This is a genomic window from Micromonospora sp. NPDC049175 (genome assembly GCF_043197345.1).
Lineage (GTDB): Bacteria > Actinomycetota > Actinomycetes > Mycobacteriales > Micromonosporaceae > Micromonospora.
The window spans coordinates 1,380,070-1,393,637 of sequence record NZ_JBICSY010000002.1 but is presented as its reverse complement, the minus strand read 5'-3'; the positions used below and the strand labels follow the sequence as shown (position 1 = coordinate 1,393,637).

12 protein-coding genes are annotated in these 13,568 nt (G+C 72.8%); 2 read left to right on the top strand and 10 right to left on the bottom strand.

Going from position 1 to position 13,568, the window contains the following annotated elements; translation table 11 throughout:
• Window positions 1-4 precede the first annotated feature (4 nt).
• From ACGFH8_RS13460 to ACGFH8_RS13435, 6 genes are all read right to left on the bottom strand, one after another.
• Window positions 5-1,141 (bottom strand): epoxide hydrolase family protein, encoded by a 1,137-nt coding sequence (locus ACGFH8_RS13460; protein WP_393366799.1) that lies wholly within the window; start codon window positions 1,139-1,141, stop codon window positions 5-7.
• Window positions 1,142-1,346: 205 nt separating this feature from the next.
• Window positions 1,347-1,727 (bottom strand): YciI family protein, encoded by a 381-nt coding sequence (locus ACGFH8_RS13455; RefSeq protein ID WP_393366798.1) that lies wholly within the window; start codon window positions 1,725-1,727, stop codon window positions 1,347-1,349.
• A 33-nt stretch (window positions 1,728-1,760) separates the two neighbouring features.
• Window positions 1,761-2,435: a DUF998 domain-containing protein gene (locus tag ACGFH8_RS13450; RefSeq protein ID WP_393366796.1), complete on the bottom strand. Its 675-nt coding sequence runs from the start codon at window positions 2,433-2,435 to the stop codon at window positions 1,761-1,763.
• A gap of 115 nt (window positions 2,436-2,550) precedes the next feature.
• Window positions 2,551-3,825 carry an RNA polymerase sigma factor gene (locus ACGFH8_RS13445; protein WP_393366794.1) on the bottom strand — a complete coding sequence of 425 codons (1,275 nt, stop codon included), beginning with the start codon at window positions 3,823-3,825 and terminating at the stop codon, window positions 2,551-2,553.
• 59 nt (window positions 3,826-3,884) lie between these two features.
• Complete coding sequence (locus ACGFH8_RS13440; protein ID WP_393366792.1) at window positions 3,885-4,424, bottom strand: hypothetical protein; 540 nt, start codon at window positions 4,422-4,424, stop codon at window positions 3,885-3,887.
• A 45-nt stretch (window positions 4,425-4,469) separates the two neighbouring features.
• Window positions 4,470-5,612, bottom strand: coding sequence for a hypothetical protein (locus tag ACGFH8_RS13435; protein WP_393366791.1), 1,143 nt, complete (start codon window positions 5,610-5,612; stop codon window positions 4,470-4,472).
• Between the two features lie 248 nt (window positions 5,613-5,860).
• Between ACGFH8_RS13435 and ACGFH8_RS13430 the strand changes: the two genes are divergently transcribed.
• Complete coding sequence (locus tag ACGFH8_RS13430; protein ID WP_393366789.1) at window positions 5,861-7,414, top strand: gluconokinase; 1,554 nt, start codon at window positions 5,861-5,863, stop codon at window positions 7,412-7,414.
• A gap of 13 nt (window positions 7,415-7,427) precedes the next feature.
• Here ACGFH8_RS13430 and ACGFH8_RS13425 read toward each other — a convergent pair whose 3' ends face one another.
• Complete coding sequence (locus tag ACGFH8_RS13425) at window positions 7,428-7,712, bottom strand: putative quinol monooxygenase (protein WP_393366787.1); 285 nt, start codon at window positions 7,710-7,712, stop codon at window positions 7,428-7,430.
• A 156-nt stretch (window positions 7,713-7,868) separates the two neighbouring features.
• Between ACGFH8_RS13425 and ACGFH8_RS13420 the strand changes: the two genes are divergently transcribed.
• Window positions 7,869-9,221, top strand: coding sequence for a serine hydrolase (locus ACGFH8_RS13420; RefSeq protein ID WP_393366785.1), 1,353 nt, complete (start codon window positions 7,869-7,871; stop codon window positions 9,219-9,221).
• 7 nt (window positions 9,222-9,228) lie between these two features.
• Here the strand turns inward: ACGFH8_RS13420 and ACGFH8_RS13415 are convergent, their stop codons facing one another.
• From ACGFH8_RS13415 to ACGFH8_RS13405, 3 genes are all read right to left on the bottom strand, one after another.
• Window positions 9,229-10,002 (bottom strand): hypothetical protein, encoded by a 774-nt coding sequence (locus ACGFH8_RS13415; RefSeq protein WP_393366783.1) that lies wholly within the window; start codon window positions 10,000-10,002, stop codon window positions 9,229-9,231.
• A 97-nt stretch (window positions 10,003-10,099) separates the two neighbouring features.
• Complete coding sequence (locus tag ACGFH8_RS13410) at window positions 10,100-10,858, bottom strand: MerR family transcriptional regulator (RefSeq protein ID WP_393366782.1); 759 nt, start codon at window positions 10,856-10,858, stop codon at window positions 10,100-10,102.
• A gap of 39 nt (window positions 10,859-10,897) precedes the next feature.
• Window positions 10,898-13,150, bottom strand: coding sequence for a putative bifunctional diguanylate cyclase/phosphodiesterase (locus ACGFH8_RS13405; protein WP_393366780.1), 2,253 nt, complete (start codon window positions 13,148-13,150; stop codon window positions 10,898-10,900).
• Between the last annotated feature and the right edge of the window lie 418 nt (window positions 13,151-13,568).

Here is a 13,568-nt window from a genome sequence, read left to right as displayed (position 1 = left end):
GACATCACCCGCGCAGCGAGGTGAAGAAGCGCCTCAGCTCATCGGCCAACAGGTCCGGCTCCTCCAGCGGCAGGAAGTGCCCGCCCCGGCCCGGTTCGCTCCAGTGCCGGATGTCGGTGCAGGCCCGCTCGGCGATCTCGCGCGGGAAGTTGGCCTGCGAGGGCTCGGTGCTCACCGTGAACGCCGCCGGCACTTTGATCATGGGTCGTGGGGTGTTGTGGTCGAAGTCGGCGTACTGCCGGAACGACGAGCCGATCGAGCCGGTCACCCAGTAGAGCGTGATGATGGTGAGCAGGGTGTCCCGGTCGACACTGTTGGCCAGGTCCCCGTGGTTGTCGGTCCAGTCCCGGTACTTGTCGACGAGCCAGGCCGCCAACCCGGCCGGTGAGTCGGCAAGGGCCGCCGCGAGGGTGTCCGGTCGGGTGCCCATGATGGCGCTGTAGCCGCCGTCGGTCTCGTCGTACGCGGCCTCGGCGTCCAGGTACGCCTGCTCGGCCGCCGACAGCGGACGGGCGTCGAAGCTGGCCGGGAACGGCGGATGGATCAGGTGGATGCCGGCGACCTGCTCCGGGTACAGGGCACCGAGCCAACCGGTCACCACGCCCCCGACGTCGCCGCCGAAGGCGCCGTACCGCTGGTAGCCGAGCACGTCGGTCATCAGCTCGTGCAGCGTCCGGGCAAGGAGCGCCCGGGTCACCGGCTCGTCCGGGACCGCCGAGAAGCCGAAGCCCGGCAGCGAGGGCACCACCACGTCGAACGCGCCCCCGGGTCGGTCCGGATCGGTCAGGCGATCGACAAGGGGCAGCATCTCGACGAAGCTGCTCGGCCAGCCGTGGCTGAGCAGCAACGGCAACGGCGTGGGCGTGCCGGCCGGGCGCGCCGCCCGGACGTGCAGGTAGTGCAGCTTCCGGCCGCCGACATCTGCCAGGTGCTGGGGGTACGCGTTCAGCGCGGCCTCGCGTGCTCGCCAGTCGAACCCGTCGTGCCAGTAGGACACCAGGTCCCGCAGGTAGTCGGGGTCGACGCCACCCTGCCACGGCTGGTGGCCGCTGCGGTCGGTGAAGCGGGTACGGGCCAGTCGGGCCCGCAGGTCGTCGAGGACCGCATCGGGTACGTCGATGCGGAACGGAAAGATGGACATGTGTCCTCCGGAAAAGGAGGGCGCACTCCCCGACGCGAGTGGTCAGCTGAGGGGGACGGCCGAGAAGAGCGCCCAGGGTTGACGTCGCGTGGTCACCGGGCTCACCTCCTTCTCGTTGCTGACGACGATCACCCTACCCATGCCCCGGCCGGGAGTGGACGTCGGACCGCCGCCCGGGTGACCCGGGCGGCGGCGCGACGAGGGGTCAGCCCGGCTGGCCGGCCTCCGGAGCCTCGTAGACCCGGCGGACGTCCACCTCGACCTCGCCGATCGTCTCGGCGAAGACGTCGGTGAACCGTCGCCCCCAGTGCACGGCCTCCTCGTGGGACCGCACGTCCACGAGCGCGAACCCGGCGATCAGTTCCTTGGTCTCGGTGAACGGCCCGTCGGTGACGGTGGTCGTGCCGCCGCTCACCGTGATCCGGGTGGCGTCGGTGACGGTCGGGCAGAGCCCCTCGGCGGCGACCAGGATCCCGGCCTGCGCGACCTCCTTCATGAAACCTTCCATCCGGGCCATGAACTCCGGGCTCGGGTTGAACGCTCCGGGCAGGTTCTCGTCGAGCTTGTGCATCATCATGTAGCGCATCGGTGTGGTCCTCTCGTGATCGGTGAATGACGGTCAGCGGGTGCTCGGTCGGGCGCAGAGCGCGGTGAGCCAGCCGAAGGTGACGAGGCAGGCGAGCGCCATCCGGATGCTGAGGGTGCCCTGGTCGGGCCAGGCCAGGATCGCGACGACGGCCACCGCGCTGCCCAGCGAGTAGGCGGCCCGGCCGCGCTGCCCGGCCCGCCACCAGGTGCGGGCGAAGACCAGGCAGGCGATGGGCAGCGAGCCGAAGGCCAGCCCCGCGCCAACCCCGTGACCGGCGGCGTGCCAGCTCATCGTGTCGGGTGCGCCCTCCGGCGCACCGGCCGGCCAGCCCATGCTGGGGTCGGAGACCAGCACGCCGGCGATGACCAGGCCGAGGCCGTGCACGGCGATCAACGCCGGCCCCCACGTCCCGCCCGGCTCACCCCGCAGCGTCCGGCGCAGCCCGACCGCGCCGGCCAGGGCCAGCAGCCCGGTGAGCACGAAGTTGGCGGTCTGGATCCAGCCCAGGTCGCCCAGGGCCAGCAGGCTGAGCGGCTGCCGGCTCAGGTCGAACCCGTCGCGGGTGAGCACCTGGGCGGCTGCCACCACCACGAACAGCGGGCCGGCGGCGGCTCCGCCGGCCAACAGTGCCCTGGTCGTCGTACGCCGGGAGTCGACGCCCGCCACCGCGGACCCCGCGCTTGTCACCTTCGCCGTCGTCGTCATGTCGCTCTCCTTGTCTGTGCCGGCCGATCGCCGGTCCCGCTTGCCGGTGCGAGCCGGCTTTCGCTGACGCGTCGAGCGGCCGGGGCGGGATACGACAGGACAGTCGAAGAATTCTTCAACGGTTTGGCGTGATCCCACGGGCGCAGTCGGCCGCGCGGGCGCGGAGCAGCGCGCGTTCGCGTTCGTTGCCGGTCAGGTCGGCGGCCCGTTCGAACTCGGCGCGCGCCTCGTCGTGGCGGCCCAGCTTGGCCAGCAGGTCACCGAGCACGCTGGGCAGCAGGTGGTAGCCGGCCAGCGCCGGCTCGTCGGCCAACGCCCGGGCCAGTTCCAGACCGGCGGCCGGGCCGTCGGCGAAGGAGACCGCGACGGCCCGGTTCAGCTCCACGACCGGCGACGGTACGACCCGGGCCAACTCGGCGTATCCGGCGGCGATGCGCGCCCAGTCGGTCTCCCGCGGGGTGGCCGCGCGGGCGTGGCAGGCCGCGATCTCCGCCTGGAGGGTGTACGGGCCGGCCGTACCGTTCGCCGCCCGTGCCCGGTCCAGGGCGGTGAGGCCCCGGCGGATCAGCAGCCGGTCCCAGCGCGCCCGGTCCTGCTCCAACAGCAGGATCGGCTCGCCGTCGGCGTCGACCCGGGCGGCGGTACGCGACGCCTGGATCTCCAGCAGCGCGGCCAGCCCGTGCACCTCCGGCTCCTCGGGCATCAACTCCTGGACGAGGCGGGCCAGCCGCAGCGCCTCCGCGCAGAGCGCCGGGCGCATCCAGTCGTCGCCGGCCGTCGCGGAGTAACCCTCGTTGAAGATCAGGTAGATGACCTCCAGCACGGAGGCGAGCCGTTCGCCACGCTCGGCCACACCGGGCACCTCGAACGGCACCTTCGCCTCGGCGAGCGTCCTCTTGGCCCGGGTGATGCGCTGCGCGACGGTGGTCTCCGCGACCAGGAACGCGCGGGCGATCTCGTCGGTCCTCAACCCGCCCAGCACCCGCAGGGTCAGTGCCGCGCGCGCCTGCGGCGCCAGCAGCGGGTGGCAGGCGGTGAACACCAGCCGCAGCAGGTCGTCGTCGATGCGGTCCTCGAACGCGGCGTCGAAGTCGGGGGTGAACTGGTCGTCGTCGAGGTCGCGCCCGAGGTCGGCCACCCGGCGCTGGAGCAGGCTCCGCCGGCGCAGCGCGTCGATCGCCCGCCGTTTGCCGACGGTGGTCAGCCACGCGCCCGGGTTGGCCGGTACGCCGTCCCGCGGCCACTGCTCCAGCGCGGCGACCAGGGCGTCCTGGGCCAACTCCTCGGCCCAGCCGACGTCGCGGACCAGCCCGGCCAGGGCGGCGACGACCCGCCCGGATTCGATGCGCCATACCGCCTCCACCGTGCGGTGGACCTGCTCAACCCCCATAACCGCACATCAGAGCAGGGGCGGCACCGGCTCCACAAGGACCGGGCGTGGTGGGCGGTTCAGCCGGCGCGGCGCGGGTGGTGCACCGACCGGGGGTCCTCGGCGGGGAACCTCGACCGGATCCGCGGCGGGTACGCCACGCAGTGCTCGGCCCACTGTTCGGCGGCGGCGGCGAGGGCGTCCGCCGAGACGGTGAGGATCAGCGGGTAGATCGCGCCGGACGGGCGGCGCATCCACGGCGGCAGCGACTCGGCGGAGAACTCCACGATCAGCTCCAGCCGGCGGCGGCGGAGCACCCGGGCGCGGAGGGCCAGGTTGGGTTCGGTGAAGCTGACCATCGCCGGCGGAGCGTTCGATTCGAGCGCCGAGGTGGCCTGCCCGCGCAGCCAGCCGCCGAGCGCTCGGGCTTCCTCGACCATCAGGCTCGGGTAGTGGTGCGACCAGGTCTGGCCGTCGGCGGTGCGGGCGTCCACCTCGACGAGCAGCCAGTCGTGCCAGCCGGGCGCGACCCGGTCGGGGTCGTCGGGCGGGTCGATGCCAGGCTGGTAGCCGACGGGGCGTATCCGCACCCGCGCGCCATCGTCAGACCTGATCTCCACGTGCCAATTGTGGCGGAACGAAGCGGACTTCAAACCCCAAATCGGTCACTTGGTGATGGTTCGCCGCACGCTGCCGTGCGCGGCGCAGGCCTTGCCGCTGCCGCCGGCCAGGCTTACCGAACCGTCGTGGCACTGCACGAGGTAACCGCGTCCGGCCCAGAACTGCGGCACGCAGTCGAACCAGTCGCACACCTCGGCGGCGGGCCGACGGATCCGGGTGCCGCCGCAGAAGCCGTACCCCAGCGGGTTTTCCGGCGCTCCGCAGAGCGGGTCGCCGGTCGTGCGGGGTGCCGGGCGTGGCGACTTCGTCGGCGGCGGCGGGGGTGGCGTGGCGCGGGCGGGCGGCGGGGCAGCCGGGCGGATCAGCGCGGGCTCCCCGCTCGGAGTGGCGGCGGCGGCGACCTCCGGGCCGCCGGTCGGGTCGGACGGATCCGACTCGATGAGCGCCGCCGGCACCAGCAGCGCCAGGGCGGCAGCGACCGCGATGGTCCGGCGTCCACCGGGGACGAACGACGTGAGCCGGGCCTGCGCCGGGGTCGCCGCGGCCGGCCGGAACGGCTTGAGCTGGGCGTGCTCGGCGATCAGCTCGTCGAGCTGGGCGAGCACCGCGGCCCGCTGTTCGATCGCGTCGGCGAAGGCCAGGGTCAGCTTGAACCGGAAGTCCGGCGCCGCGTCGGTGGGCAGCAGCAGCCCGGCGGTCGACCGCCGGTCCAGCACCTGGATCAGCGTGACCGGCGACGCGGGGTCGTGGGCCAGGCCGGTCATCCGGCCGTACGCCCAGTCGCGCCGGCCGCGTCCGCCGAGCAGCACCAGGCGGCGGCTGGTGATCACGGCCATGCCGGCGTCGGTGACGCGTACGCCGTCCGGGCGGCGGGGGCGCAGCGGCCCGGCCGGCACGGCGACGGTGAGGTCCGGAGCGGGCAGCACCGGGGTGTGCCGCACCTCGACAAGTTGCGCGGCGGGCAGCACCCAGAGCACCACCTCGTCGGCGGCCAACTCCAGGGGCAGGCCGTCGCCGGCGGCGGCGGAGCCCTGGAAGTCGACGGCGAGAGCGCGCAGTCGCCGCAACTCGTCGTCACGACGCCGCCAGGCCGTCTCGGCGCCCCGGTACGTGCTGACCCGCCGCACGTTCTGCCGGTGCGCCCACCGGTACCGCCAGGTAGAACCCGTTGAATCAGTCTTTGCCACGCCGACTCCTTCGCCGCGTAGGCCACCAATCTGGGTGTCTCCTCGTTCAACAGGCGCGGCGGGGCACCCGGACACGCCAGAACGGGCCTAAATACCCGATCGATGGAGGAAACTGGACGATAGGCCGATACTGCCGCGTCGGCGGTTGTCCTGTGCGAGTGTCGCGCGAGGGCGGTCGCCGTCTCGGTAACGTCAGCCGCAGCCGGGTGGCGTCGCCGCCGCACCGCCGCGCGAAGGGGGTGAGCGTCTTGCCGCAGGACACCCGGCCGGGAGTGGTCATCGGCGTCGACATCGGCACCACGAGCACCAAGGCCGTCGCGTACGACACCGACGGGCGGCAGCTCGGCAGCCACTCGGTCGGCTATCCGCTGAACGACCCGCAGCCCGGCTACGCCGAGCAGGATCCGCACCTCATCCTCGACGCGGTGCTCAAGTCGGTGAGCGTGGTGGTGGCCGAGTTGGTCCAGCCGGTGGCCGGCCTGTCGTTCAGCTCGGCCATGCACAGCCTGATCGCGCTCGACCCGGACGGAAACCCGCTCACCCCGTCGGTGACCTGGGCCGACTCCCGCGCCACCCTGCAGGCCGAACGGTTACGGGCGGTCCCGTCCGGGCTGGCCCTGCACCGGCGCACCGGCACGCCGATGCACCCGATGTCGCCGCTGCCCAAGCTGCTCTGGTTCGCCGAGCAGGAGCCGAAACTGTTCGAGCGCGTCGCGCACTGGGTGGGCATCAAGGACTGGGTGCTGCTGCGGCTCTGCGACGCGCTGGTCACCGACCACTCGATCGCCTCGGCCAGCGGCCTGCTGGACATCCACCGACTCGAGTGGGACGGCGAGGCGCTGACCATCGCCGGCATCACCGAGGAGCAGCTTCCCCAACTGGTCGCCACTACCGCCGTGCTGCCCGGCCTCACCCCGCAGGCCGCGGCCACCACCGGCCTGCCGGAGCGCACCCCGGTGGTGGTCGGCGCCGGCGACGGGCCACTCGCCAACCTGGGCCTGGGGGCGGTGCACCCCGGCATGGTGGCCTGCTCGATCGGCACCAGCGGCGCGATGCGCGTGATGGTGGAGCGGCCCGGCGTGGACCCGCTGGGCGGTGTGTTCTGCTACGCGCTGACCGAGCACCGCTGGGCGGTCGGCGGTGCGATAAACAACGGCGGCATCGTCCTCAAGTGGGCCGGCGAGGCGCTCGCCCCGGATCTGGGCGAGCACTCCGAAGAGGACCTGGTCGCCCTGGCGGCCCGCGCGCCGGTCGGCTCGGGCGGGCTCATCATGCTGCCGTACCTGCACAGCGAGCGGGCACCACACTGGAGCGCGCTGCCGCGCGGCGCGTACGTGGGGTTGACCCACAGCCACCGCCGCGAGCACCTGGTCCGCGCCGCGCTGGAGGGGGTCTGCCAGCAGCTCGCACTTGTGCTCAGCTCGGTGCGGGCGGCCGGCAACGAGGTCCGCGAGATCCGTGCCGGTGGCGGCTTCGCCCGCAGCGGCCTGTGGCGGCAGATGCTCGCCGACGTGCTCGGCCTGCCGGTGAGTTTCCCGGCCGCGCACGAGGGGTCCAGCTTCGGTGCGGCGCTGCTCGGCATGCAGGCGCTCGGGCTGATCCCCAGCATCGACGTCGCCGCCGACCTCGTCCGGATCGAGGAGACGATCCGCCCCGACGCGGCTGCTGCCGCCACGTACGCGGCACTGCTGCCGCTCTTCGCCGAGCTGTTCGACGCGCTGACGCCCACGTTCGCCTCGATCCGCCGGCTGGCGCCCGGCCTGCCCGCGGAACCCGAGCCCGCGACGGGAGCTCCGATGTGACAGACCGGCCGGGTCAGGGTGCCTCGACGCCGGCGATCAGGTAGCGCCGCACGTCGGCGTCGAGGATGGCCGCCTCCTGCGCGTCACTCGGCCCGGAGCCACGGAAGGCCGCCAACTGCTCCGCGGACTCCCAGCGTTCGTAGACGTGGATCCGGCCGGGCTCCAGCGGGTCGGCCGCGAGCAGGAAGTCGAGGCAGCCGGCGGCGGCGCGTGCCTGCGCGATGACCTGCTCGGCGTCGGACAGGTACGCCTCGCGGGTGGCCGGTTCGACCTGCAAACTGCCTGCGATGATCAACAAGGGGGACCTCCCGGGGTCGGTGGGGCTACGGGGTTCGATACCGCTGAATCATTTCTATACCCGTGTGTCCTGCCGCTCGCCGGGACGTCGCCGCCCGGATGGGTGACACCAGTCCCGCCGACCCCACCCGCCCCCGACGCTTCATATCGTACAAACGTGAGAAAAAGCGACAAGAGGCGTTCATCTTCCCTGCTCGGTGCCGCTGCCCGCGTACCTCGGAAAGGGCTGGCGGCGGCGGTCGCGATCGCCGTGCTGGCCACGACCGGGCCGGCCACCGCGGACGGCACCGGGCCCGGCGCGGACCCGGCGCGACCGGGGTACGCGGGCGAGCAGGGCGGCGGGCAGGGCCACGAGCCAGGTATCGAGCCGACGCCGGAGCGGGCGCCGACGAGCGAGGTCTCCTGGTTGTCGTTTCCCGGCGGGGTGTTCGCGGTGGACTCGCTCGGGCACACCGTGCGCTACCGGGCCTGCGACGGTGACACCGGTCGGGTCGCCGACCCGGGCATGCGTGTCGCCGCCGGAGTGGCCAGCGGCGCGGTCGTCGTCGGCGGCACGGCCTACCGCTACCGGGTGCCGTTGACCGGGCGCGGCGAGGGCACGCTCGAGGTGATCCAACGACACCGGCCGCCGGTCGAGCTGACCGGAGTGGTGGTCACCAGCCCGCAGCCGCCCACCGACCCGGTCGCGGGCGCCCGGCTGTTCCCGCTCAGCGGGCAGCTCGCCCGGGTGGTCGCCGACGCGAGCCTCAACCCGGCCGGTGTCGCCGTGCGCGACCTGTCCGGCCGGTACGGCGACCAGCAGATCGCCGTCAACGGCGCGCTGCGCCCCAAGGCCGCCAGCGTGATCAAACTGTGGATCCTCGTCGAGCTGCTCCGCCGCGTCGACTGTGGACAGGTGGCCCTGGACGACGGCGTGCTGGTCACCCCGCAGGACGTCGTCGGCGGCACCGGCCAGCTCCAGTTCGAGACGTTCCCGCAGGTGGTCACCCTGCGTCGGCTCGCCCAATACCTGATCACGTACAGCGACAACGTCGCCGCGAACGTGCTGATCACCTACCTCGGCGGGTTCGCCCCGGTCAACGCGCTCATCGACTCGATGAACCAGCGATCGACAATCCTGGCCCGCCGGATGCTCGACAGCGCGGCGGCGCAACGCGGCGAGGAGAACTACACGAGCCCGGACGACGTGGTGTCCCTGCTCGGCGCGGTCTGGGACGGCGAGATCCTCACTGCCGCGTCCCGCGACCTGATGATCGGGTTCATGCGGGAGCAGACCCTCAACACCAAGATCCCGGCGGCGCTGCCACCCGGGGTGCCGGTGGCCCACAAGACCGGTGACCTGCCGGACGCCTCCCACGACGTCGGCTACTACCTGATCCCCGGCACCGAGACCGCCGTCGCGTTCCTCACCGCCGGGCCGATGGCCAGCGGCGACGAGACGGTCCGCCGGATGGCCCGCACCGTCTACGACTTCCTGGTCACCCCCACCGCCGGCGCGGTCGAGGAGTGACCGGCGATCAGGCGCCGGGGATGTTCGCCGGCGGATCCTCGCCGACCAGGTTGGCCGCCGGCGGATCCGCCGACACCGCCAACCCGAAGTCCGAGTACGTCAGTTCGAGCTGGGCGGTCTCCGACTGCTCCCGGGCCAGCTCGATGCGGTAGCGGACCAACCGGCCCTGCTCGTCGACGGCCGCCGTGAACGGCACCGCACCGGCCCGGTCGCCGAGCCTTCCGCCGACCCCGGTGCCGAGCACCGCGCTGCTCTCCCGCAGGTCCAGCGTGCCGGCGTACTCCCGTTCCCCGGTCTGCCGGACGGCCATCGCCGTGCTGAGCGTGCCGGCCAGCTTGGTGTTGTCCAAGCCCTGTTGGGCGGGCGGCGAACCCGGCGCCCCGACGTGCCACCAGGTCTTGCTGTCCCACACCGGGACGCGGCGGTCCGGGGCGCTGACCCGCACGTAGACGTCCGGCCCGGTGGTGAGCCGTTCGATCTTCACCTCGCCGCTGGGCACCTTGAGCGAGGTGGTCTCCAGGCCCCGCTTCGTCGTCGGGTCCCAGAGCACCACAGTGCCGTCGCCGCCGGCTGTCCCGCCGGTGCTCAACGTCAGCTTGTAGGTCCGCTGGTCGACCTTCGCGGCGGCGGCCGTCAGCACACCGGCCGGATCGGTCGGGCCCGCCGACGCCGCCGGGCGACCCGCGTCGGGCTCGTCGCCGGTGGCCACCAGCGCCCACACCCCCGCGGCGACCGCCACCGCGAGGACGGCACCGGCGACGATCAGCTTCGGCTTCTGCACGGTCTTCTCCCCCGGGGCGGTGGCGGTCCGGCCAGACTAGCCGGACCGCACCGCACCGCTGCCCCGGGTGCGACGCCGACCGCCGGCCTCCGGCCGATCAGGCGCGGCTGATCGCGTTGGCGTGGATGGCCTCGTTCAGGTACACGGCCAACCCCGGAGCGATGTTCTCGTAGTACGCGGTGAACCGCTCGTCGGCCAGGTACATGTCGGCCAACCCGGTGTGCCCCTCGTACGTGCACTCGTAGAACCAGCTGCCGATGAGCTGCCGGTGCTCCTCGGCCAGGTCCATCGCCTCCGGACTGTCCGCCGGCACGCCCGAGGCCAACACCGCGACGATCCGCCGGCCCCAGTCCTCGTTCTCCGCCTTGTACCGCAGCCAGTCGGCCTTCGTGTAGCGGGAGACCCGCCGGTTCGACTCCCGGTACGCCTCGGTGCCACCCCACCGCTGCTCCGCCTCGGCCTGGTGCTCCTCCGGGTCGACGTCACCGAAGACCTCGAACCGCTCCTCCGGGGTGAGTTGGATGTTCAACTTGCTCGCCTCCATCGCGAACTCGATCGCCGTGACCATCTCCTGCAACCGCTTCACCCGTCCGGTCAGCAGTTCGTGCTGGCGGCGCAGGTGCGCGGCCGGGTCGGCCGCCGGGTCGTCGATGATCGCGGTGATCTCCTCAAGCGGGAAACCCAACTCCCGGTAGTACAGGACGAGTTGCAGCCGTTGCAGGTCCGCGTCGTCGTAGCGGCGGTAACCCGCGAGGGTCCGCCCGCTGGGCGAGAGCAAGCCGATCTCGTCGTAGTGGTGCAACGTCCGCACCGTCACGCCGGCGAGCTTCGCCACCTGACCCACCGTGTACGCCATGGTTTCCCTCCCTTCCGGAAACCAGGCTCCCGCCTGCCGTTACGTCAGGGTCAAGCCCTGATTCTGGCCCACCATCGCGGGTGCGTCCGGCCGCCCGTACAGATAGCCCTGACCGCGTGGGCAGCCGATCGCGGCGACCGCCTCGTGCTGACGCTCGGTCTCCACCCCCTCGGCGACGACTGTCAGGTCGAACGCGCCGGCCAGCCGGGTGACCATCTCCACGGTGGCGTACGCGCGTTCGTCCGACCCGAGCCGGGCCACGAACGACCTGTCGATCTTCAACTCGGTCGCCGGGATGCGGTGCAGATAGCTCAGCGACGAGTAGCCCGTACCGAAGTCGTCGATAGCGATCTTGATGCCCAACTCGCGCAACTGGTGCAGCCGCTCCAACACCGCCTCGGTGCCCTCGATGAGCGCCGACTCGGTCAACTCCAGGGTCAACGCCCGAGGCGCCAGCCCGGCGGCACTCGTGGCAGCGGTGACCGTGGCGATCAGGTCTGGACGGCGCAGGTGCGCCGCGGCGATGTTCACCGCCACCGTCGCGTCCGGCGCCCGGTCCCGCCAGGTCGCCGCGGCCCGGCACGCCTCGTGGATCACCCACCTGTCGATCGGCAGGATCAGCCCGGTCTCCTCGGCCAGCGGCAGGAACCGCGCCGGCGGCAGCATCCCCAGCCGGGGGTGCCGCCACCGCACCAGCGCCTCGGCACTGCGCACCGCGCCGGTGGCCAGGTCGACGATGGGTTGGAACTCGAGACACAGTTGATCCTCGTCGACGGCGCGGCGCAGGTCGGCGATCAGCTCGGCACGCGACACGGCCGACTCGCGCAGCGCCGAGGTGCACGTCCGGTACGCGGACTTCCCCGCCGCCTTGGCCGCGTACATGGCGATGTCGGCGTCGCGCAGCAGATCGGTGTGCGAGGCGTGCTGCGGGCCGAACTCGGCGATGCCGATGCTCGCCGACGGGTGCACCCCGACGTCGTCGTCACCGTCGGAGGGTCGCAGCGCGTCCAGCAGCCGCTCGGCGAGCCGCTCGGGGGAGACCTGCCGGTCGCCGGCCACAAGCACCGCGAACTCGTCCCCGCCGAGCCGGGCGATGATGCCGTCGTCGGCCACGACAGCCCGCATCCGGGCCGCCAGTCCGGTCAACAGGGTGTCGCCGGTGGCATGCCCGAAACGGTCGTTCACCTGCTTGAACCCGTCCAGGTCGAGCAGCAGCACGGCCGCCGGCCGGCCGTCTCGCAGGGCCAGCCGCAGTCGCCTGTTGAACAGCAACCGGTTGGGCAGCCCGGTGAGCTGGTCCCCGTACGCGAGGCGGCGCAGCCGGACCACGAGCCTCAGGTTCTCGTTGGCGGCCAACCCCTGCCGCACGGCGAGGGCCCCGAGCAGAACCATCATGGTCACGAAGATCAGTTGCGGGGTCTGGCCGGTGGGTCGGCGGGCCAGCACCACCGCGACGATCGCTCCACCCACCGGCAGGTACGGCAACGCCACCCGCCACCAGGGCGGCAGCGGCGACTCGGCGGCGTCGTCGGTGCCGTCGCAGTCCGGCGGCGGCGGCTTGTGGCTGGCCAGGCCGATCAGCAGGTAACTCACCGGCCAGCACAGGTCGATCGGGTGACCGGCGGCGTAGTCGGCGCGCACGACGAGCGAGACGTAGACGACGTCGGCGACGACCCGCAGGGTGAGGCTCGCCGCGAGCAGACTCATCGGCCGCCACATCGGCCGGACCGGCCCCGCCACCGCGACCAGGATGGTGAGCTGCATCAGGTCGAACATCGGGTAGAGCAGCCCCAGCGTTTTCGCCGGGTCGGCCAACTCGGAGGCGGCGACCCCCCGAAACACCAGCACCCAGGCGATCGGCACCAGGGCCAGGGCGACGATCACCCCGTCCAGCAACGTGCGGGCCCGCCCCACCGCGCTCCGTGGCGCGGACGGCGAACTGAGCAGCGCGGCCGTGCCGGTGAGGATGCCGACGGTGAAGACCACCCCGACCACAGGTGTGTGCGGCAGGTCGCCGCCGGCGAGACGCTGCACCGTCCAGATGGCCCGGCCCAGCGCGGCGAGCGCCATGGTGACGGCGAGCAGCATCCAGAACCTGCGCAGCGGCGCGGGATGTCGACGGGCCACGCCGACGCACGCCACCGTCGCCCAACCGGCCACCAGCAGCGCGCCGACGTCACTGACCAGCGCGGCCCCGGGCAGGGCGGCGAACAGCCAGCACGCCTCCACGAGGATGACCCCAGCCGCGAAGATCACACCGGCGGGGTTGAGCTTCCCCACAGCCTGCTTCACGTCCTGACGGGACACGGTCGCTCCGGCTTCGTCGTGCGTGCACCCTCAGGAGGACCGGTCCACGGCAAACCCCGAAAGCCTAACCAGCGCCCAGGTACGCCGCCAGAGCCGGCCGCCCGCGCCGGTCGAGCCATGCCGGGCCCGGCAAACCCCGGGCTCGACGCCACAACTGGGCCGGGTCTGAGGCCCGGGCCTCCCTTGTCTGCCCCCTGTAGACCTGCCCCGCAGGTGGGGCAGCTCTACAGGGACCGAGAGTGGTGGCACCACCCCGCCGACGGCCGCCTCGACGATCACCCGCGACCGCCGGAGCGGTTCCAGGGTGAGCGGGGCAGCGCGGTGCCGGCCACGGGGCGGCGTGCGCGACGGCGTCTGCGCCGGCCGGGGGTGCAGGGCGGACGGGCGGCGGTGTGTACCGCCA

What these genes read in the sequence shown, in the direction of transcription:
- ACGFH8_RS13460 (WP_393366799.1), bottom strand. Translation starts at nt 1,141, where the DNA reads ATGTCCATCTTTCCGTTCCGCATCGACGTACCCGATGCGGTCCTCGAC.
- ACGFH8_RS13455 (WP_393366798.1), bottom strand. Translation starts at nt 1,727, where the DNA reads ATGCGCTACATGATGATGCACAAGCTCGACGAGAACCTGCCCGGAGCG.
- ACGFH8_RS13450 (WP_393366796.1), bottom strand. Translation starts at nt 2,435, where the DNA reads ATGACGACGACGGCGAAGGTGACAAGCGCGGGGTCCGCGGTGGCGGGC.
- ACGFH8_RS13445 (WP_393366794.1), bottom strand. Translation starts at nt 3,825, where the DNA reads ATGGGGGTTGAGCAGGTCCACCGCACGGTGGAGGCGGTATGGCGCATC.
- ACGFH8_RS13410 (WP_393366782.1), bottom strand. Translation starts at nt 10,858, where the DNA reads ATGGCGTACACGGTGGGTCAGGTGGCGAAGCTCGCCGGCGTGACGGTG.